This window comes from Streptomyces pyxinae (genome assembly GCF_024756275.1).
GTDB classification, from domain to species: Bacteria; Actinomycetota; Actinomycetes; order Streptomycetales; family Streptomycetaceae; genus Streptomyces; species Streptomyces pyxinae.
On sequence record NZ_JANUGQ010000015.1, the window covers coordinates 1 to 19512 of the forward strand.

Sequence of the window (19512 nt, forward strand, 5' to 3'; positions counted from 1 at the left end):
CCGACCAGCGCGTCCTGGCTGAACCTGGTGGAACGATGGTTCGCCGAACTCACCCAGACGAAGCTCAAGCGCGGCGTCCACCGCTCCGTCCAGGCCCTCGAACGCGACATCCGGACCTGGCTCGCCGACTGGAACGAGCACCCCGGACCCTTCGTCTGGACGAAGACAGCCGACGAGATCCTCGACAAGGTCGCCGCCTACTGCCGACGAATCTCTGACTCAGGTCACTAGGTCCTGTCTCATAATTGATCTTGTGGTGGGTCATGGTGAGCTGACCAATGCGGCGTAGGGCGGACAGAGCCCCTGCTGCCGGGTGTCGATGGCCGTGGTCGGCCGTGGCGGGATCATCGGCAGGTGATCAACGGGGTGCTGTGGCGGTTGCGGACCGGGGCCCCGTGGCGTGACCTGCCCGAGCGCTTTGGGCCGTGGCAGACGGTCTATGAACGTGCTCCCTGCAACCGGCCGACCCCGCCGCCTGGCCAGCCAGCACCACTGCCTGCGACCGAGCTGTGCTGCTTGTGGCCGCTTCGCCATCATGGGTGGACGACCTATAGCGATGCCGACCTGAACGCCCTCCTTCATCGCCTGGACGATCCGGAGCCGGTGGAGCATCCCCCGGTTACGACACGCGGCGACACGAGCGCTGTTCGAGCGGCTGGCGGCCAGACTGGACGCCCACTTCGGCACCCGTTGCATGGCCGATCGCCAGGTGCCGGATGCGAGCCTGCACGCCAGGGTCGAGATGTCGGCGGAGGCCACGGCATGCGGGGAGCGGATCGTCGTCTCGGTGGGCAACTTCGGGTCAATGGCGGTCGTAGCCGCCGAGAACCCGGGTGCCTGCTCCGGCACCGAGGAGGCGGTGGAGGCGGGCGCGCTCGACGTCACCGACCTGCGGAGAGTCGTTGGTCTGGAAGGACCCCGGCGAGCGTACGCGTAGGCGGTCCGCCCGCGCCTTCCTTGAGCAGGAGGAGCTCGTCCGGCCGTACGACACAAGAGGCTTGCTGGACCACGTACGGCAGGCGCTCAGCGCGAGCAGCGATCTCCGGCTGCGGCTCCAGACCCTGCGGTTCGTCTTCCGGCTGTGGCAGCTGCGGCGTTCGCTGGGCGGGACGGAGATCTCCTCGCTCGGACTGTACGTACCGTCGGCGGACGGCCGGCTGATCAGGGCGAGCGGCGCCGTCTTCGGCCGGGGCTGGGGCCGCGCGTCCGCCGGTGAGGACCTGGCGGCGGTGGTCGCCGCCGGGCAGGACGTGTCGAAGAGCCTCAAGGCGATCGCCGGACGCCTCCTTGCCGCGCCCGAGGAGTTCGCCAAGCGGGGCGAGACCGGGGAGTGGCGGGCGTTCCTGCTGGAGAAGGCGACCGCAGGCGAAGGCGGACGCTTCGAGCTGGGAGAGAGCGAGGTCCGCGCGGCCCGCCAGCACGCGGGCAACGACCGCTAGCGCCTCCTGGTGGTCACCCACGCACTCACCCCGCACAAGGTGGCCATCCAGATGCTCCCCAACCCTTACGAGAAGCGCGGCCGGGGCCGCTATCGCGAGGAGGGTGGGGCACTGCGCTTCTCGTACCTGCTGTGACCTTGACATGCAACTCCATCGCAGATCAACGACCTGCGACGGCCAGGCATCGCACCTCACGGCATTGGCTGGGTTCGTATGAGGCAAGTGATCATCAGGAACGAGCAGCTCCACGCAGAAGGCCGCCCGCCCTCGGCGCTCCATCGATATACGCCTTACGGCAGGGCCCGACCTGCCCAACGTGCCGCCTGACACTCCATCGGAACGAGCGTCAAGATGTCGCCCGTAACGCCCGCACCGCACATCATGCGCACGCATAGAACCGCAGGTCAGGAGTCCTTACTTCACCGGCTCCAGGATCGCCACGCACTCGACATGGTGCGTCATCGGGAACAGGTCGAAGGCGCGGAGGGTGCGGGGGCGGTAGCCGGCGGTGCGGAAGTAGGCGAGGTCGCGTGCGAGGGCGGCGGGGTCGCAGGCCACGTAGGCGATGCGGCGGGCGCCCAGGGAGGCGAGGTGGCGGACGGTCTGCCGGCCGGCGCCGGCGCGGGGCGGGTCCAGGACGATGAGGTCGACCTCGGTGATCCGGGTGCGCGGGAGGACCTGCTCCACCTTGCCCTGCTCGATGCGCACCCGGTCGTAGTGCTGGAGGTTGTGCCGGGCGTCCTCCACGGCGCGCTTGCCCGACTCGATGCCGAGCACGGCGCCCTTGTCGCCCACCCGGTCGGCCAGGGCGCCCGCGAAGAGGCCGACGCCGCAGTAGAGGTCCAGGGCGGTGTCGCCCTTGCGGGGCAGCAGGCCCTGCATCACCGCGCGCACCAGGGTGTCGGCGGCCTTCGGGTGGACCTGCCAGAAGCCGCCGTCGCCGACCCGGTAGGTGCGGTCGTCGGCGCGCTCGCGGACGAAGGGGCGGCCGTGCACCCGGTGCACCGAGCCGTCGCCCTCATGGACGCGCAGCACCGAGACCGGGCGGTCCAGCTCCACGATGGGGAGGCGGGCGCCGGGGCGCGGGGTGAGCACCACCTGGCGGTCGCCCGAACCGGAGGCGGCGATCGCCTCCACCGAGGCCATGCCGTCCCAGGAGCGCTTCTCGACGCCCAGCTCGCTCACCCCGGGCGCCGCGATCAGGCAGTGGTCGACCGGCTCCACCTCGTGCGACCGGTGCCTCCGCAGTCCGGCCCGGCCGGAGGCGTCGACCGCGTACTGGACCCGGGTCCGCCAGGCGGGGACCTCGCCGGCCGGGAGCTTGTCGCCCTCGGCCGGGACCACGGTGCCGTCCCAGCCGGCCTCCTCGGGGGTGAGCCCGGCCAGCCGGCTCAGCTGCTCGGCGACGACCTCACCCTTCAGCCGGCGCTGGGCACCCGGCTTGGCGTGCTGCCAGTCGCAGCCGCCGCACCGGCCGGGGCCGGCGTACGGGCAGGGCGCCTCGATCCGGTCCTTGGACGGCTCCAGCACCCGGACCGCGTCGGCGCGCAGGAAGCGGGAGTCCTCGGTGCCCTCGGTCACCCGGACGACGACCTTCTCGCCGGGCAGCGAGTGCCGGACGAAGAGCACCCGGCCCTCGTCGGTGCGGGCGACGCAGTGGCCGCCGTGCGCGACGGGACCGACCTCGACCTCGTACTCCGTACCGATCAGCGAGGACTCGGGGGCGTTCGGCATGGCGGGGTGACTCCAGCGCGGATCGGGGGATGTCAGGGACATCGGGGAAGGAAGGGCCTGGACGGGCCGGACGCCGGGGGCGGGTACCCCGGCGGGCGCCCGGCGGCGCAGCCCACCAGTCTACGCGCCCGGACGGACAGCCTCCGACAAGGCGGGTGGCGGCGATGCCAGGGAGCCCGTATGAGCCCGTCCCCTGACCACCGCTCCCGGGAGGACCGGGCCGACCCCGCACCCCCGAGGCCCTCGGCCGAGCTCTGCACGACCGGGGCCGACCCCGCATTCCCGGCCCGCACCCCTACACGGCCCGCCCCCGCGCTCCCGGAGGCGCACACCCCGGGCGGCCGGGCCGCACCCACCGCGCGGCCCGCACCCGCACGGCCCGCCCCCCGGGGCCTCGGCTCACGGCCGGGCGGCCGGCTCCTCGCGGCCGGGGGGGCGCTCCGCGACGGGGCCGCGGCGGACGGCGCCGGGGGCGCTCCACTCCTGGCGCCGCTTGGCCCGGCGCTTGGCCGCCTCGGAGGACTGGAGCTGGTACGGGACCGAGGTCACCATGACGCCCGGCGTGAAGAGCAGCCGGCCCTTCAGGCGCAGGGCGCTCTGGTTGTGCAGCAGGTGCTCGTACCAGTGCCCCACCACGTACTCGGGGATGATCACGCTCACCGCGTCCCGGGGGCTCTCCCGGCGCAGGCTCTTGACGTACTCGATGACCGGCCGGGTGATCTCCCGGTACGGGGAGTCCAGGATCTTCAGCGGCACATTGATGCCGCGCCGCTCCCACTCGGCGCGCAGCGCCTTGGTCTCGGCCGCGTCGACGTTGATGCTGAGCGCCTCCAGGGTGTCGGTGCGCATCAGCTTGGCGTACGCGACCGCCCGCAGAGTCGGCCGGTGGACCTTGGAGACCAGCACGATCGAGTGCACCCGGGAGGGCCGTACACTCTCGTCCCCCGGCTCGTCGGGCGCGGAGATCTCGGCGGCGACCCGGTCGTAGTGCTTACGGATCGCGCTCATCGTCCCGTAGAAGATGACCATGCCCAGCAGGGCGACCCAGGCGCCGTGGGTGAACTTGGTGGCGAGCACGACCACCAGCACCAGTCCGGTGAAGAAGGCGCCGAAGGTGTTGATCGCCCGGGAGCGGACCATGTGCCGGCGCTTGGCGGGGTCACGCTCGGTCGCCAGGTGGCGGTTCCAGTGCCGGACCATGCCGGTCTGGCTGAGCGTGAAGGAGACGAAGACGCCCACGATGTAGAGCTGGATCAGCCGGGTGGAGTCCGCCCCGTACAGCCCGACCAGCAGGATCGCGGCGCCCGCCAGCAGCACGATGCCGTTGGAGAACGCGAGCCGGTCGCCCCGGGTGTGCAGCTGCCGCGGCAGATAGCGGTCCTGCGCCAGGATCGAGCCGAGCAGCGGGAAGCCGTTGTACGCGGTGTTCGCGGCCAGGAAGAGCACCAGCGCGGTGGCGGCGGCGAGCAGCACGAAGAAGAAGGTGCCCTGACCGAAGACGGCGGCGGCGACCTGGGAGATCACCGGGTTCTGGACGTAGTCCGCGCCGACCGGGGCGCCGTTCCGGATCAGATCGCTGGCCGGGGTCTCGGCCATCTTGACGTCGGTCGCCATGGCCAGCCCGATGATGCCGCAGAACATGGTGACGGCGAGGCCGCCCATCAACGCCAGCGTGGTCGCGGCGTTCCGGCTCTTGGGCTTGCGGAAGGCGGGGACGCCGTTGCTGATCGCCTCCACGCCGGTGAGCGCGGCACAGCCGGAGGAGAACGCGCGCAGCAGCAGGAAGATCAGCGCGAAGCCGGCCAGTCCCTGGTGCTCGGGCTTGATCTCGAAGTCGGCGGTCGGCGCCCGCATGCTGTCGCCCAGGACCAGCGCCCGGAAGGCGCCCCAGGCGATCATCACGAAGACGCCGGCGACGAAGACATAGGTGGGGATCGCGAAGAGCTTGCCCGACTCCTTCACACCGCGCAGGTTCATCAGCGTGAGCAGCACGATGATCGCGATCGCGCAGAACACCTTGTGCTCGACGACGAACGGGATGGCGGAGCCGAGGTTCTCGACGCCGGAGGAGATCGAGACGGCCACCGTCAGCACATAGTCGACCAGCAGCGCGCTCGCCACGGTGAGCCCGGCCTTGGGGCCGAGGTTGGTGGTGGCGACCTCGTAGTCGCCGCCGCCGCTCGGGTAGGCGTGCACGTTCTGCCGGTAGGAGGCGACGACCGTGAACATCAGGACCACGACGGCGACCGCGATCCAGGGGCTGAAGTGGTACGCCGACACACCCGCGATGGAGAGGACCAGCAGGACCTCACCCGGCGCGTACGCCACCGAGGAGAGCGGGTCGGATGCGAAGACGGGGAGCGCGATCCGCTTGGGGAGAAGGGTCTCTCCGAGCCTGTCGCTGCGGAGCGCCCGGCCGATCAGGATCCGTTTGGGCACGTCGGTCAGTTTGGACACGCAGAGGATCGTAAGCGTTCTTAATACGACTGGCCCACTCACCACCCTCCGCGCCGAAGAAACTTGCGGACCCTTAACGCGGCCACCACGGCGTGTAGCCGGACAGCGACCTGCCGAGGTGTTCCGCGACACGGCGGAGGCCGCCGGAGCACCGGGGACGCCCGGCCGGCCGGTGGCCGTGACCCGTCCTCCGCCAGGAGCGGGGTCCCCGGGGCGGGCGACCCGGGAACGGTGTCAAAAGGTCGATAAGCTCGGCAGGAGGCAACACCGCGCACCGTTGCCCCCATCATTGCCTGGCAGGCTGAGAGAGAAGAGTGATCAGGGTGTTTTCGCAGGTCAGCGCAGAGACCAGGAGTGCGGGGTAAGCGGAGTGCACATCGTGATCATGGGGTGTGGCCGGGTGGGCGCCGCCCTCGCGACGACCCTGGAACAGCAGGGGCACACGGTCGCGGTCGTCGATCAGGACCCCACGGCCTTCCGCCGGCTCGGCGCCGGTTTCGGCGGCCGGCGGGTGACCGGGGTCGGCTTCGACCAGGACACCCTGCGTGAGGCGGGGATCGAGGAGGCGGGCGCCTTCGCCGCCGTGAGCAGCGGCGACAACTCGAACATCATCGCCGCCCGGGTCGCCCGGGAGATGTTCGGCATCGAGAACGTCGCGGCGCGGATCTACGACCCCCGGCGCGCCGAGGTCTACCAGCGGCTGGGCATCCCGACGGTCGCCACGGTCCGCTGGACCGCCGACCAGATGCTGCGCCGGCTGCTGCCCTCGGGCGCGGAGCCGCTGTGGCGCGACCCGAGCGGCGGCGTCCAGCTGGCCGAGGTGCACACCTCGCCCGCGTGGATCGGCCACAAGGTGAGCACCCTCCAGGAGGAGACGGGGGTACGGGTGGCGTTTCTCACCCGGCTCGGCGAGGCGGTGCTGCCCACCTCGCAGACGGTTCTGCAGGAAGGCGACCTGGTCCACGTGATGATGCGGACGGACGAGATCGAGAAGGTCGAGGCGTCGTTCGCCGAGGGCCCCGAGGAGGGCGGTCACTGATGCGGGTCGCGATCGCCGGCGCGGGCGCGGTGGGTCGTTCCATCGCGGGCGAGCTGCTGGAGAACGGGCACGAGGTCCTGCTCATCGACAAGGCGCCGACCGCCATCTCGGTGGAGCGGGTGCCGCAGGCGGAGTGGCTGCTGGCCGACGCCTGCGAGATCACCTCGCTGGACGAGGCGGCGCTGCAGCGCTGCAATGTGGTCATCGCCGCGACCGGTGACGACAAGGTGAACCTGGTCGTCTCGCTGCTGGCCAAGACCGAGTACGCGGTGCCCCGGGTCGTCGCCCGGGTCAACAACCCGAAGAACGAGTGGCTGTTCAACGAGTCGTGGGGCGTGGATGTCGCCGTCTCCACGCCCCGGCTGATGTCGGCGCTGGTGGAGGAGGCGGTGAGCGTCGGCGACCTGGTCCGGCTGCTGCGCTTCAGCCACGGCGACGCCAACCTGGTCGAGCTGACGCTGCCGCCGGAGTCCGCGATCGCCGGTACCCAGGTGGGGGATGTGGCCTGGCCGCAGGACACCTCGCTGGTCACCATCATCCGGGGGCCCCGGGTGCTCACCCCGAGCCCCGAGGAAACCCTGGAGGCGGGCGACGAGCTGCTGTTCGTGGCCGCGCAGGCCCGGGAGGAGCAGCTGGAGGACCTGCTGTCGGTACGCCGCGAGGCCGGCGCCCGGGACTGAGCGCCCGCCCGGACCCGGTACGGCGGAGGCCCGGAACCCACACGGGTTCCGGGCCTCCGCCACGCGGTCGTACGGTGCCCGCCCGCGCTCACCGGCCCCACTCCGGGGCGGACCGGGCCGAGCCGGCGAATCGGGGCGGGCCGGCGCGGACGATGCCGTACGGCCCCGAGGACTCCGGCGAACCCTGAAAACCTGAGAAGCCGTACGACTCCGCCTACCTGGCCACCCGGCAGCCCTGCGAGCCCCGGGGCCCGGGCAGGGCAGTGGTCCCGCGCCGCCCCGGCCCGCGCGGCGGCGACGACACGGCTCCGAGGCCGACGGGCGCCGGGAGTCGGACGGGAGCCGGGAGTCGGACGGGCGCCGCCCGGCGGCCCCGCAGGGCGGTGGCCCCGCTACCGCCCCGGGCCCGCAGGGCGGTGGCCCCGCTACCGCCCCGGGCCCGCGCGGCGGCGGCCGGGTACGGCACCGGGACCGGTGAGCCGCGCGGGTGCGCACCGCCAGCCCGAGGAGGTACCCGTACGGGAACGGACCGGGCCCGGCGCCCGGAGCAGGCCGGTGCCCGGGAGCGCTGCGGGCCGAGCAGATGCGGCACCCGCCCGCACAGGGGCAGGCGGGCCGGTGAGCACCGCCCGGCCGGGGCCCCGGGAGCGGACCGGGCCCGGCGCTCGAAGCAGGCGGGCCGGAGGCCGCCCGTCGCAACCCCGGCACCCAGTCCTCCCTCGCGGGGATCAGACCTCGTTGCGGTGCGGCCGGCCGGCCGGGGGCGGGGCGGCCACGGCGGCCCGGTGCTCCCGCTCGGCCTGGGCGGCGGCCTTCTCCGCCTTCTCGGCGCGCTCGGCCGCCTCCATCTCCGCGAAGACGTCGATCGGCGCCGGGGCCTTCGCCAGGAACAGCCAGGTCAGATACACCGCGAGCAGGAACGGCGGGATCTTCAGCGACACCAGCACCCAGCCGAGCTGGGTGGTGTCGGCCCACCAGTAGAGCGGGAAGAGGACCGCGCACTTGGCGAGCAGGATCAGTCCCCAGGCCCAGCTGGCCTTGGCGTACGCCTTCTTCCGGCCGGGGTTCCGGGTGCGCCAGGAGAGGTTCTCCTTGAAGACCGGGCCGAGGATCAGGCCGATCAGCGGGACGCCCGCCAGGGTGGTGGCGATGTAGGCGACGCCCAGGCCCAGCGTGTAGAGCATGCCGGGGAGGTAGAAGTCCTTGGCGTTCCCGGTCATCATCGCGAAGACCACGCCGAAGGCGACCCCGAAGACCCCGCTGAACGCGTGCTTGACGGTGTCCCGGCGGATCAGCCGGGCGACGCCGAGGACCAGGGAGACCGCCAGGGCCGCGATGGCCGAGATGTGCAGGTCCTTGTTGATCGTGTAGATCGTGACGAAGAGCAGGCCGGGGAGGACCGTCTCCACCATCCCCAGCACCCCGCCGAACGCCTCGAAGAGCGCGGCCTCGGTCGCCGCCCGGGAGTCGTGCGACCCGGCCGGACCCGGGGCGGGCGCGCCGGCGGTGTCACCGTGCCGGGAATCCCGGAAATCCTGGGGACTCCGGGGATCCTGGTCGCCCTGGGCTGCGGTCGGCTTGTCGAAGGACGTCACCGGCTACTCCTGTCCGAGCGGTCGGAGCTCGTATTTGGGGTTGAAGAGGACCCGGCGGCCGTGACTCATGGAGATCCGGCCCGAGGCGATGAGCCTGCGGCCCGGTTCTATGCCCGTGATCGAACGCCGGCCCAGCCACACCACGTCCAGCGGGGCCGTACCGTCGAAGAGCTCCGCCTCCAGCGCCGGCACACCGGCCCGCGGACGCAGGGTGACCGTCCGCAAGGTACCAGTCACCTTCACGATCTGGCGGTCGTCGCACTCGGAGATCCGGGTGCACCCCGACGCCCGGCTGTCCTCCCGGAGCTCCTGGGACTCCAGGTCGCCCTGGGAGGTGGACAACCGGTCGAGCATCCGGCGGAAGCGACCGGCCGGCTTCTCTGTTCGCGGTGCGGCACTCATACCGGAAAGCCTACCGGCCGCCACCGTCACGGCCGTCAGCGTTCGAAGCGGTATCCCATGCCCGGCTCGGTGATGAAGTGGCGCGGGTGCGAGGGGTCGGCCTCCAGCTTCCGGCGCAGCTGGGCCATGTAGACCCGCAGGTAGTTGGTCTCGGTGCCGTACGACGGTCCCCAGACCTCCTGGAGCAGTTGCTTCTGGCCGACCAGCCGGCCGCCGTTGCGCACCAGCACCTCCAGCAGATGCCACTCGGTCGGGGTCAGCCGGACGTCCCGGCCGTCCCGGTTGACCTTCTTGGCGGCCAGGTCGACCGTGAAGCCGTCGGTCTCCACCACGACCACCTCGCCGTCGCCGCCGCCGACCGGTTCGGCCCGGCGGACGGCCGCCCGCAGCCGGGCGAGCAGCTCGTCCATGCCGAAGGGCTTGGTCACATAGTCGTCGGCGCCGGCGTCCAGGGCCTCCACCTTCTCGTCGGAGGTGTGCCGGGCGGAGAGCACCAGGATCGGCACCCGGGTCCAGCCGCGCAGGCCCTTGATCACCTCGACGCCGTCCATGTCGGGCAGGCCGAGGTCCAGCACCACCACGTCGGGGTGGCGCGCGGCGGCCAGTTCGAGGGCGGTGGCGCCGTCCGGGGCGGCGTCCACCTCGTAGGTGCGTGCCTTCAGGTTGATCACGAGCGCGCGGACGATCTGCGGCTCGTCGTCGACCACGAGCACCCGGGTCATGGGCGGCCTGCTTTCTGGAGAGGGTCGGGCTCGGCGGGGGCGTCCGGGCCGGTGCCGGTGCGGACGCGTGCCGCCCGGAGGGTGAGGACCATGGTGAGTCCGCCGCCGGGGGTGTCCTCGGCGGCGAGGGTGCCGCCCATCGCCTCGGCGAAGCCGCGCGCCACAGCGAGGCCGAGGCCCACCCCGGCCCCGCGCGGGACGTCCCCGAGGCGCTGGAACGGTTCGAAGATGCGCTCCCGGGCCTCCTCGGGCACCCCGGGGCCGCGGTCGATCACCCGGACCTCCACCCGGTCCGCGAGCGCGCTGGCCGAGACGAGGACGGGGACGGTCCCGGTGCTGTACTTGACGGCGTTCTCCACGATGTTGGCGACCGCCCGCTCCAGCAGCCCCTTGTCCACCTCCACCATCGGCAGGGTCTCGGGGATGTCCAGCACGGCGCTGCCGTCGGGGACGCCGCCGAGTGCCATGGGGACCACTTCGTCCAGGTCGGTGACCCGGATCAGCGGGGTGACCGTGCCGGTCTGGAGGCGGGACATGTCGAGCAGGTTGCCGACCAGGTGGTCGAGCCGGTCGGCGCCCGCCTCGATGCCCTCCAGCAGCTCGGCCCGGTCCTCCTCGGACCACTCCACGTCGTCGGAGCGCAGCGAGGAGACAGCCGCCTTGATCCCGGCGAGCGGGGTGCGCAGGTCGTGGCTGACGGCGGCCAGCAGCGCCGTACGGATCTTGTTGGCCTCGGCGAGCTTACGGGCCTCCTCGGCCTCTCCGACCAGCCGCTGGCGGTCCAGGACGACGGCGGCCTGCGCGGCGAACGCGCCGAGCACCCGGCGGTCCTCGGCCGGCAGCACCCGGCCGGAGAGGGCCAGCGCCATGTGGTCGCCCACCGGCATGTCCACGTCCCCGTCCTCGGGCCGGGCGACCGGACGCGGGCCGACCCCGGCGGCCAGCGTCCACGGCTCCACGTCGCCCGCGCGCTCCAGCAGGGCGACGGACTCCATGGAGAAGGTCTCCCGTACGCGCTCCAGCAGGGCGGGCAGCGCGGTCTCGCCGCGCAGCACGCTGCCGGCCAGGAAGGAGAGCACCTCGGACTCGGCGCGCAGCCGGGCGGCCTGGTGGGTGCGGCGGGCCGCCAGGTCGACCACGGAGGCGACCGAGACGGCCACTCCGAAGAAGACGGTGATGGCCACGATGTTCTTGGGGTCCGCGACCGTGAAGCGGTGCAGCGGCGGGGCGAAGAACCAGTTCAGCAGCAGGGAGCCGAAGGCGGCCGAGGCGAGCGAGGGGGCCAGCCCGCCGAGCAGGGCGGAGGTGACGGTCAGGGAGAGGAAGAGCAGCATGTCGTTGGCGAGCCCGAGGTCCGCGTCGACATGGGTGAGCAGCAGGGTCAGCAGGGCGGGGCCCAGGACTCCGGCGGCCCAGCCCCAGATGATCCGGGAGCGGGCGAGGCGGGCGCCCCGGGCGACGGGCAGCCCCCGGCCCTTGGCGACCTCCTCGTGGGTGACGATGTGCACGTCCAGGTCGGGCCCGGAGTCGCGGGCGACGGTGGCGCCGACGCCGGGGCCGAAGACGTACTGCCAGGTCTTGCGGCGGCTGGAGCCCAGCACGATCTGGGTGGCGTTGACCCCGCGCGCGAACTCCAGCAGGGCCGGCGGCACGTCGTCGCCGATCACATGGTGGAAGCTGCCGCCGAGGTCCTCGACCAGGGTGCGCTGGACGGCCAGTTCCTTCGGGGAGGCGGAGGTCAGCCCGTCGCTGCGGGCGATGTAGACGGCGAGGATCTCGCCGCCGGAGCCCTTGGCCGCCATCCGCGCGGCCCGGCGGATGAGGGTGCGTCCCTCGGGGCCGCCGGTGAGCCCGATGACGATGCGCTCCCGGGCCTGCCAGGTGGTGCGGATGTTGTGCTCGCCCCGGTACTGCTGGAGGTACTCGTCCACCCGGTCGGCGGTCCAGAGGAGGGCCAGCTCGCGCAGGGCGGTGAGGTTGCCGGGACGGAAGTAGTTGGAGAGGGCCGCGTCCACCTTGTCGGGACGGTAGATGTTGCCGTGCGCCATCCGGCGGCGAAGTGCCTGGGGCGACATGTCGACCAGCTCGATCTGGTCGGCGCGGCGGACGAACTCGTCGGGGACGGTCTCCTGCTGCCGTACGCCGGTTATCGACTCCACCACGTCCCCGAGGGACTCCAGGTGCTGGATGTTGACGGTGGAGACCACGTCGACGCCGGCGGCGAGCAGTTCCTCGACGTCCTGCCAGCGCTTGGCGTTCCGGGAGCCGGGGACATTGGTGTGCGCCAGCTCGTCCACGACGGCGACGGCGGGGCGGCGGGCCAGCACCGCGTCCACGTCCATCTCGGTGAAGGCGGCGCCCCGGTGGGTCAGCTCCCGGCGGGGAAGCTGTTCGAGGCCGTGCAGCAGCGCCTGGGTGCGGGGGCGTTCGTGGTGCTCCACGAAGGCGACCGCGCAGTCCGTGCCCCGCTCGACGCGCCGATGGCACTCGGAGAGCATGGCGTACGTCTTGCCGACGCCCGGTGCCGCACCGAGGTAGATCCGTAGTTTGCCGCGTCCCATGGCCCCATTGTCTGCCGCTCTGTCCTCCGCGCCCCGCCACCGGGACGGCCCCGGCCGCGGGCCGCCCGTACGGGGCCGGGCCGCCCGGCCGCTCCCCCGTGCGAGCCGCCCGGCCGCGCTTCCGTACGGGCCTTCCGGCCGCGTTCCGGCACCGGTCGCCGGACCGCGCCGGGTGCCGGCCGTCCGGCCGCGCAGACCGACTTTACGACCAGCACGGCGGACGGCAGGGCCCAGGAAGGAGGTGGACGGCCCCTTTTGACGCGTTTCTGACGCCCCCGGCCCCCGCCCCCTCCGGGAGCGACGGGCCACCCCGGCGGCGCGTCAGCCCCGGCCACCCCTGAGCGCCCGCGCCCGAGCACTCCGCGTACCCCGAGCGCCTCGGGCGCCCTGGCCGTACAACGGCCGACGGGCCGCACCCCGCTCCTGCGGGATACGGCCCGTCGGGCCGGAAGGCGACCGGCCGTCGGCCCGGGGACCGGGGTCCGCCGGCCGGGAAGTCCGGGGCCCGGGGCCGCCGGCCGGGAAGTCCGGGGCCCGGGGCCGCCGGCCGGGAAGTCCGGGGCCCGGGGCCGCCGGCCGGGAAATCCGGGGCCCGGCACCCGGGAAGTCCCAGGTCCGGGAAGTCCGGTACCCGGGGGCCGAGGACCCGGCTCAGCGCACCTCGGTGATCTCGGGACCGCGCTGGAGCTGTCCCATGCCGCCGGAGAACCGGGAGGTCTCCTGGTCCTCCTGCTGGACGCCCTCGGGCACCATCTGCGCGTCGTTCGGCAGCTTGAGGACGATCGGGTCGCGCGGTGCCATCGGGCCCTCGCCCCGGACCACGACGGTGTCCCGGAAGACCTGCTCCAGCAGTCCGGCGGCCCCCGGCTGCACCGCGCCCTGGCCGGAGATCACCCCGCGCAGGAACCAGCGGGGCCCGTCCACGCCGACGAACCGCACCAGCTGCACACCGCCGGTGCCGTCGGGCAGCTGGACCGGGACCTGGGCGCGCAGCTCCCAGCCGAGGGGGCCCTCGACCTCGTCGATGACCCCGCCCTGCTGGGTGATCCCGGAGGCGATCTCCTCGCGGACCTCGCCCCAGATGCCCTCCTTCTTGGGCGCGGCGAACGCCTGGAGCTGGATCGCGCTGTCCCGCAGCACGACCGTCGCCGCCACGATCGCGTCGCCCGCGACCTCCACCCGGAGTTCCATGCCCTCGACGCCGGGCACGAAGACGCCGCCCAGGTCGACGCGGCCCTCGTCGGGCCGGGCGACCTCGGAGACGTCCCACGGCCCGTCGGGCCGGGGCGCCGGCGGAAGGTTCACCCGGCGCGGCTGGTCCGCCGCGTCGTCAGTGCCGACCTCGTCGTCGACGACCTGCTCGGCCTCGCCCGCCGTGTCGGCGGTTCCGCTCTTCTTGCGACGTCCGAACACGTCACTGTCCTTCCCGGTCGGATACGACCGATGCGTATCGATTCCCACCCGAACTGCTCTCGACGGCGGCATGGCCGCCGGTGGACCCGAAGCCCCCCTCGGCCCGCGCCGAGCCGGGAAGCTCCGCCACCTCGTGGAAGCGGACCCTCTCGACCTGCTGAACGACCAGCTGGGCGATCCGGTCGAACCGCTCGAACCGCACGCTCTCGCGCGGGTCCAGGTTGACCACGATCACCTTGATCTCTCCACGGTACCCGGCATCCACCGTCCCCGGGGCATTCACAAAGCCCACTCCGCAGCGGGCGGCGAGGCCGGAACGCGGGTGCACGAAGGCCGCGTAGCCGTCCGGCAGGGCGAGGGAGATACCGGTGGGCAGGACGGCACGCTCGCCGGGGGCCAGCTCGGCCGCCTCGGTGGTGACGAGGTCGGCACCGGCGTCGCCGGGGTGGCCGTACGCCGGGATCGGGACCTCCGGATCCACGCGGCGGATCAGTACGTCGAGCGGGTTGGGCATCAGGGGTTCACCTCGAAGGCGCGGGCGCGCCGGACCTGGTCGGGATCGGCCATCGCCGCCCGGATCTCCTCCGGACGGCCGTTGTCGATGAAATGATCGACCTTGACCTCAATGAAAAGAGCGTCGGCGCGGACGGCCACCGGCCCGTCGGGGCCCCCGATCCGCCCGGTCGCCCGGGAGTAGATCTTCCGTCCGCGCACGGCGGTGACCTCGGCGTCGAGGTGCAGCACCGTGCCGACGGGCACCGGGCGCACGAAGTCGGTCTCCAGCCGCCCGGTCACCGCGATCACCCGCAGCAGCCAGTTCAGCGAGCCGAGCGTCTCGTCGAGCGCGGTGGCGAGCACTCCGCCGTGCGCGAGTCCGGGAGCGCCCTGGTGGTCGGCGGTCACGGTGAACTCCGCGGTGACGGTCACGCCCTCGCCGGCCCGCGCCGCCAGATGCAGCCCGTGCGGCTGGCCGCCGCCGCAGCCGAAGCAGTGCGCGTAATGGGCCCCGAGCAGTTCGCCGGGGGCGGGCGCGTCGGGGTGCCGCTGCGGCGGCACGGCGTCGGCGGGTGGCGTCAGTGCGTTGCTCACAGGCGCAGACCTTACCCGCGCGGCGGCGCACCGGTCGCGCCGTGCCAAGCTTGGGCTCATGCAGCCCTCTGCCCCGGCTTCCGCGCCGCAGTACGACGAACGTCTCACCGCGCCCCGCTCCTGGTGGCTGATCACCGCCCTGGTGGGTCTGTCGGGGGCGCTGATCATGCTGCCGCTGGGGACGCTGCCGATGCTGGGCGGTCTGATCGTCGCCACGGCGCTGACGGCCGCGGCGGTGAGTTCGTACGGCTCCGCGCGCATCCGGGTGGTGGCCGGCTCGCTGGTCGCGGGGACGGCCCGGATCCCGGGAACGGCACTCGGCGAACCGGAGGCGCTGGACGCCGAGGAGACCCGGGCCTGGCGGAGCCACAAGGCCGATCCGCGCGCGTTCATGCTGCTGCGGAGCTATGTGCCGACGGCGGTGCGGATTCCGGTGACGGACCCGGCGGACCCCACGCCGTACCTCTATCTCTCGACCCGCGACCCGCAGGGCCTGGTCGCGGCCGTGCGGCGGGTCAGGACCACCGCCTGACGACCCCGCCTGACGTGCCCGGGCACGGGCATCAGCGCCTGACGACCCCGGGCACGGGTGTCACCGCGACGGGGCGCCCCGGCTCGTGGGACCGGGTCACCGGACCGGCGGGCGGTCACCGGACCACTGGGCGGCCACCGGACCGGCGGTCGTCTCAGGACCACTGGTCGGTCACCGGACCGGCGGTCGTCTCAGGATCGGCGGGCGGTCACCGGACCGGCCGGCAGGGTCTCAGAAGCCGAGTTCCTTGGGTTTCGCGGGCTGGTCCAGCGGGGGCAGGTCCGCGAGGGCGTCCCAGGGCACCTGCCGCTCGCGCAGGTCGGTACGGATGTGCTCGGCGAGCTTCTTGGTGTCGCGGCGGTTCATCACCGCGCCGACGGTGGCGCCGATCATGAACGGCATCAGGCTCGGCATGTTCCGCACCATCCGCTTCATGATCTGCTGGCGCAGTTCGCGCTTCATCCGGCCGCCCAGGGCGGCGTTGAGCGTGGTCGGCTTGGTCACGTCCACACCGCGCTCCTCCGTCCAGGAGGTCAGATACGCGACGGCGCGCTCCCGGAGGGTGCCGGGCGCGCGGAGGCCGTAGACCTCGTGCAGCTCGGCGATGAGCTTGAGCTCGATCGCCGCCACACCGGTGATCTCGGCGGCCAGCTCGGCCGGCATCGCCGGTGGCACCGGCAGCATGGCGGCCGCGCCGACACCCGCTCCGACGGTGGAGGTGGCGTTCGCCGCGCCCGCGATCAGCTTGTCCGCCAGCTGCTCGGGGCCGAGCCCCGGAAACTGCCGGCGCAGGGTCGCCAGGTCCCGGACGGGCACCCGCGGGGCCGTCTCGATGACCCGGTCCGCGAGGTGACCGAGACCGGCCCGGGCGCCCTCGCGGCTCTTCCGCACACCGCGCCGGACGGCGTCCAGCCGCCGCCCCCTGCCGGCCTGCGGTGCGGTGCCGGCGCCGCCTTCGAGCGAGGCCGCGGGGCCCCGCTCGTCGTCACGCGCGCCGGGGTGGGGCAGGAGCGCGCCGGGCTCGGCGGACGCGTCGGACGCGTCCGGTTCCGGGCTCGGGCCGCCCTGGTACGCCTCCGGCTTCCTGGGGAGCCGGAAGCGTCGCTTCCGGGACGGGTTGTCGCCTGCCACGGCCGGCCGGTCCCTACTCGCAGTCCCGGCAGATCGGCTGGCCGTTCTTCTCGCGGGCCAGCTGACTGCGGTGGTGGACCAGGAAGCAGCTCATGCAGGTGAACTCGTCGGCCTGCTTGGGCAGCACCCGGACGGCCAGCTCCTCGTTGGAGAGGTCCGCGCCGGGCAGTTCCAGGCCCTCGGCGGCCTCGAACTCGTCGACGTCGACGGTCGAGGTCGACTTGTCGTTCCGCCTGGCCTTCAGCTCTTCCAGGCTGTCCGAGTCGACGTCGTCGTCGGTCTTGCGTGGGGTGTCGTAATCCGTTGCCATGTCGCTCTCCCCCTCTGGGTGTTTGCGGTGTCTCCAGCGCACGTAACGCGTGAGAGGCCGGACTTGTGCCCGACCTGAGGCGGAGATTTTGCCTCACATCAAGGTCTGTTACTCAATCGACACCCAACCGGACCCCTCATGGGTGATCGGTGGCGGGTGGCGAACGGGACCGTACACCGTCCCGGGGTGGCCGCGCGCAGGGGCCACCCCCTGTACTTCCCGTCATCACACCCCCGGGAAACCCGGACTTTTCCGGCCTTCCAGCGGCAGATGCGATCACCGTGCGTGGCTGGCCGGAAAGGAGTCACTGTGACGGAACACACAGTGGGGTGCGTTGATCAGGGGCCGACATTTCCGCTTAAAGCGAACAAGGTTCACCGGCGGACCGGGGGTGTCACCCGGCGCGGCACCCGTCGTGTGCCCGGCGTGTCACCGGGAGGATCACAGCGGCAGAGTGACCCGCATCACCAGGCCACCGCCCTCCCGGGGCTCCGCGGCGATGTGCCCGCCGTGCGCCCGGGCCACCGAGCGGACGATGGAGAGGCCGAGGCCGACCCCCTTGTCACTGCCGGTGCGCTCGGTGCGCAGCCGCCGGAAAGGCTCGAAGAGGTTGTCGATCTCGTACGCGGGAACGACGGGACCGGTGTTCGAGACGACCAGCACGGCCCGGCCCGGGGCGGTCTCGGTGACCACCTCGACCCAGCCGCCGTCCGGGATGTTGTACCGGACGGCGTTCTGCACCAGGTTCAGCGCGATCCGCTCCAGCAGGACGCCATTGCCCTGGACGACCACCGGGGCCCGCTCGCCCCGGATCTCGACGTGCTTCTCGGCCGCCTCGCCCCGCACCTGCTCGATGGCGCGCACGGCGACCTCGGCGAGGTCCACCGGTTTGCGCTCGGCGATCTGGTTGTCACTGCGGGCGAGCAGCAGCAGGCCCTCCACCAGTTGCTCACTGCGCTCATTGGTGGCGAGCAGGGTCCGGCCCAGCTGCTGGAGCTCGGCCGGGGCCCCGGGATCGGAGAGGTGGACCTCCAGCAGGGTCCGGTTGATCGCCAGCGGGGTGCGCAGCTCGTGCGAGGCGTTGGCGACGAACCGCTGCTGGGCGCTGAACGCCCGCTCCAGCCGCTCCAGCATCTCGTCGAAGGTGTCGGCCAGCTCCTTGAGCTCGTCGTCCGGGCCGTCCAGCTTGATCCGGCGGGCCAGGTCGGAACCGGCCACCTGACGGGCGGTGCGGGTGATCCGGCCCAGCGGGGAGAGCACCCGGCCCGCCATCGCGTAGCCGAAGGCGAAGGCGATGACGCTCAGCCCCAGCAGCGCGAAGAGCGAACGGCGCAGCAGGTCCTGGAGCGCGTGCTGGCGCTGCTGCTGGACGCAGGTGTTCATCGCCGCGTTGAACACATCGGAGTCGGCGTTGGTCGGGAAATCACAGATCTTGCTGGTGACCTGGCCGTTCACCACCCGGAACGGCAGCTCGCTGATCACCTGGAGCGCCTGCGCGGCCAGCAGGTAGATGATCGACAGCAGCAGGATCCCGGCGATCAGGAACATGCCGCCGTACAGCAGCGTCAGCCGTATCCGGATGGTGGGGCGCAGCCAGGGCCGCACCGGGCCCCGGGGGTCCCAGGTGGGCTTCGGCGGGTGGTGCGGGGGCGGGGGCGCGGGGGCGGGGGCGGTGGCCACGGATCAGATCCGGTAGCCCGAGCCGGGCACGGTGACGATCACCGGCGGCTCGCCGAGCTTGCGGCGCAGGGTCATCACGGTCACCCGGACCACATTGGTGAACGGGTCGGTGTTCTCGTCCCACGCCTTCTCCAGCAGCTGCTCGGCCGAGACGACCGCGCCCTCGCTGCGCATCAGGACCTCCAGGACCGCGAACTCCTTGGGCGCGAGCTGGATCTCCCGGCCGTCCCGGAAGACCTCGCGGCGGTTGGGGTCGAGCTTGATGCCGGCCCGCTCCAGGACCGGCGGCAGCGGGACCGTGGTGCGCCGGCCGAGGGCCCGCACCCGCGCGGTCAGCTCGGTGAAGGCGAAGGGCTTGGGCAGATAGTCGTCCGCGCCCAGCTCCAGGCCCTCCACCCGGTCGCTGACGTCCCCGGAGGCGGTGAGCATCAGGACCCGGGTCGGCATGCCGAGGTCCACGATCCGGCGGCACACGTCGTCGCCGTGCACCAGCGGGAGGTCCCGGTCGAGCACCACCACGTCGTAGTCGTTGACCTCCACCCGCTCCAGTGCGGCGGCGCCGTCGTAGACCACGTCGACGGCCATGGCCTCCCGGCGCAGACCGGTGGCCACCGCGTCGGCGAGCAGTTGCTCGTCCTCGACGACGAGTACGCGCACGGTTGTTCCTTCCCACGAAGCCCGTCCGGGCCGGGGCTCGCCGCGAGGCACCCCCGGGGCCCGGATCCGGG

General features: G+C 72.7%; 19 protein-coding genes and 2 pseudogenes. 8 read left to right on the forward strand and 13 right to left on the reverse strand.

What is annotated here, in order from left to right; genetic code table 11:
• From NX801_RS18150 to NX801_RS18170, 5 genes and pseudogenes are all read left to right on the forward strand, one after another.
• Positions 1-231, forward strand: a pseudogene (locus NX801_RS18150) (IS630 family transposase); the annotation flags it as partial.
• Between the two features lie 40 nt (positions 232-271).
• Positions 272-447, forward strand: a pseudogene (locus NX801_RS18155) (transposase); the annotation flags it as partial.
• Positions 448-709: 262 nt separating this feature from the next.
• Positions 710-937 carry a hypothetical protein gene (locus NX801_RS18160; RefSeq protein WP_258788806.1) on the forward strand — a complete coding sequence of 76 codons (228 nt, stop codon included), beginning with the start codon at positions 710-712 and terminating at the stop codon, positions 935-937.
• A 61-nt stretch (positions 938-998) separates the two neighbouring features.
• On the forward strand, positions 999-1439 hold the full coding sequence (locus tag NX801_RS18165) for a hypothetical protein (RefSeq protein ID WP_258788807.1): 441 nt from the start codon (positions 999-1001) through the stop codon (positions 1437-1439).
• A 9-nt stretch (positions 1440-1448) separates the two neighbouring features.
• Positions 1449-1574, forward strand: coding sequence for a hypothetical protein (locus NX801_RS18170; RefSeq protein WP_258788808.1), 126 nt, complete (start codon positions 1449-1451; stop codon positions 1572-1574).
• 279 nt (positions 1575-1853) lie between these two features.
• On the opposite strand, the gene NX801_RS18175 is transcribed toward NX801_RS18170, so the two are convergent.
• The gene (locus NX801_RS18175; protein ID WP_258788929.1) at positions 1854-3173 is read right to left on the reverse strand and encodes a class I SAM-dependent RNA methyltransferase; all 1320 of its coding nucleotides are present in this window, start codon (positions 3171-3173) and stop codon (positions 1854-1856) included.
• Positions 3174-3572: 399 nt separating this feature from the next.
• A complete protein-coding gene (locus NX801_RS18180) occupies positions 3573-5630 on the reverse strand; it encodes an APC family permease (protein WP_258788809.1) in 2058 nt (685 codons plus the stop codon).
• A gap of 370 nt (positions 5631-6000) precedes the next feature.
• Between NX801_RS18180 and NX801_RS18185 the strand changes: the two genes are divergently transcribed.
• Positions 6001-6669: a potassium channel family protein gene (locus NX801_RS18185; protein ID WP_258788810.1), complete on the forward strand. Its 669-nt coding sequence runs from the start codon at positions 6001-6003 to the stop codon at positions 6667-6669.
• Positions 6669-7349: a potassium channel family protein gene (locus NX801_RS18190; protein ID WP_258788811.1), complete on the forward strand. Its 681-nt coding sequence runs from the start codon at positions 6669-6671 to the stop codon at positions 7347-7349. Before NX801_RS18185 ends, NX801_RS18190 begins: the two co-directional genes overlap by 1 nt.
• A 728-nt stretch (positions 7350-8077) precedes the next feature.
• Here NX801_RS18190 and NX801_RS18195 read toward each other — a convergent pair.
• The 7 genes from NX801_RS18195 to NX801_RS18225 all read right to left on the reverse strand — a co-directional run bounded on the left by NX801_RS18195 (position 8078) and on the right by NX801_RS18225 (position 15098).
• On the reverse strand, positions 8078-8944 hold the full coding sequence (locus NX801_RS18195; RefSeq protein ID WP_258788812.1) for a DUF3159 domain-containing protein: 867 nt from the start codon (positions 8942-8944) through the stop codon (positions 8078-8080).
• Between the two features lie 3 nt (positions 8945-8947).
• A complete protein-coding gene (locus tag NX801_RS18200; protein WP_258788813.1) occupies positions 8948-9346 on the reverse strand; it encodes an OB-fold nucleic acid binding domain-containing protein in 399 nt (132 codons plus the stop codon).
• Positions 9347-9381: 35 nt separating this feature from the next.
• Positions 9382-10068, reverse strand: coding sequence for a response regulator (locus NX801_RS18205; RefSeq protein ID WP_258788814.1), 687 nt, complete (start codon positions 10066-10068; stop codon positions 9382-9384).
• Positions 10065-12629 carry a sensor histidine kinase gene (locus NX801_RS18210; protein WP_258788815.1) on the reverse strand — a complete coding sequence of 855 codons (2565 nt, stop codon included), beginning with the start codon at positions 12627-12629 and terminating at the stop codon, positions 10065-10067. The genes NX801_RS18205 and NX801_RS18210 overlap by 4 nt, the downstream gene beginning before the upstream one ends.
• A gap of 651 nt (positions 12630-13280) precedes the next feature.
• Positions 13281-14042, reverse strand: coding sequence for a DUF3710 domain-containing protein (locus NX801_RS18215; protein WP_258788816.1), 762 nt, complete (start codon positions 14040-14042; stop codon positions 13281-13283).
• A gap of 1 nt (position 14043) precedes the next feature.
• Positions 14044-14556 carry a dUTP diphosphatase gene (gene dut / locus NX801_RS18220; RefSeq protein WP_258788817.1) on the reverse strand — a complete coding sequence of 171 codons (513 nt, stop codon included), beginning with the start codon at positions 14554-14556 and terminating at the stop codon, positions 14044-14046.
• On the reverse strand, positions 14556-15098 hold the full coding sequence (locus NX801_RS18225) for a PaaI family thioesterase (RefSeq protein ID WP_258788930.1): 543 nt from the start codon (positions 15096-15098) through the stop codon (positions 14556-14558). Before NX801_RS18225 ends, dut begins: the two co-directional genes overlap by 1 nt.
• A 91-nt stretch (positions 15099-15189) precedes the next feature.
• On the opposite strand from NX801_RS18225, the gene NX801_RS18230 reads away from it, so the two are divergent.
• Positions 15190-15663 carry a DUF3093 domain-containing protein gene (locus tag NX801_RS18230; protein ID WP_258788818.1) on the forward strand — a complete coding sequence of 158 codons (474 nt, stop codon included), beginning with the start codon at positions 15190-15192 and terminating at the stop codon, positions 15661-15663.
• A gap of 231 nt (positions 15664-15894) precedes the next feature.
• Here the strand turns inward: NX801_RS18230 and NX801_RS18235 are convergent, their stop codons facing one another.
• The 4 genes from NX801_RS18235 to NX801_RS18250 all read right to left on the reverse strand — a co-directional run bounded on the left by NX801_RS18235 (position 15895) and on the right by NX801_RS18250 (position 19441).
• Positions 15895-16794, reverse strand: coding sequence for a hypothetical protein (locus NX801_RS18235; RefSeq protein WP_258788819.1), 900 nt, complete (start codon positions 16792-16794; stop codon positions 15895-15897).
• Between the two features lie 13 nt (positions 16795-16807).
• Complete coding sequence (locus tag NX801_RS18240) at positions 16808-17104, reverse strand: DUF4193 domain-containing protein (RefSeq protein WP_258788820.1); 297 nt, start codon at positions 17102-17104, stop codon at positions 16808-16810.
• Between the two features lie 441 nt (positions 17105-17545).
• Positions 17546-18784: a sensor histidine kinase gene (locus NX801_RS18245; protein ID WP_258788821.1), complete on the reverse strand. Its 1239-nt coding sequence runs from the start codon at positions 18782-18784 to the stop codon at positions 17546-17548.
• Positions 18785-18787: 3 nt separating this feature from the next.
• Positions 18788-19441 (reverse strand): response regulator transcription factor, encoded by a 654-nt coding sequence (locus NX801_RS18250; RefSeq protein ID WP_258788822.1) that lies wholly within the window; start codon positions 19439-19441, stop codon positions 18788-18790.
• Positions 19442-19512 lie beyond the last annotated feature (71 nt).

Excerpts from the sequence above, each read along its gene's own strand:
- NX801_RS18175 (WP_258788929.1), bottom strand. The coding sequence starts at position 3,173 with ATGCCGAACGCCCCCGAGTCCTCGCTGATCGGTACGGAGTACGAGGTC.
- NX801_RS18190 (WP_258788811.1), top strand. The coding sequence starts at position 6,669 with ATGCGGGTCGCGATCGCCGGCGCGGGCGCGGTGGGTCGTTCCATCGCG.
- NX801_RS18200 (WP_258788813.1), bottom strand. The coding sequence starts at position 9,346 with ATGAGTGCCGCACCGCGAACAGAGAAGCCGGCCGGTCGCTTCCGCCGG.
- NX801_RS18205 (WP_258788814.1), bottom strand. The coding sequence starts at position 10,068 with ATGACCCGGGTGCTCGTGGTCGACGACGAGCCGCAGATCGTCCGCGCG.
- NX801_RS18210 (WP_258788815.1), bottom strand. The coding sequence starts at position 12,629 with ATGGGACGCGGCAAACTACGGATCTACCTCGGTGCGGCACCGGGCGTC.
- dut (WP_258788817.1), bottom strand. The coding sequence starts at position 14,556 with ATGCCCAACCCGCTCGACGTACTGATCCGCCGCGTGGATCCGGAGGTC.
- NX801_RS18230 (WP_258788818.1), top strand. The coding sequence starts at position 15,190 with ATGCAGCCCTCTGCCCCGGCTTCCGCGCCGCAGTACGACGAACGTCTC.
- NX801_RS18240 (WP_258788820.1), bottom strand. The coding sequence starts at position 17,104 with ATGGCAACGGATTACGACACCCCACGCAAGACCGACGACGACGTCGAC.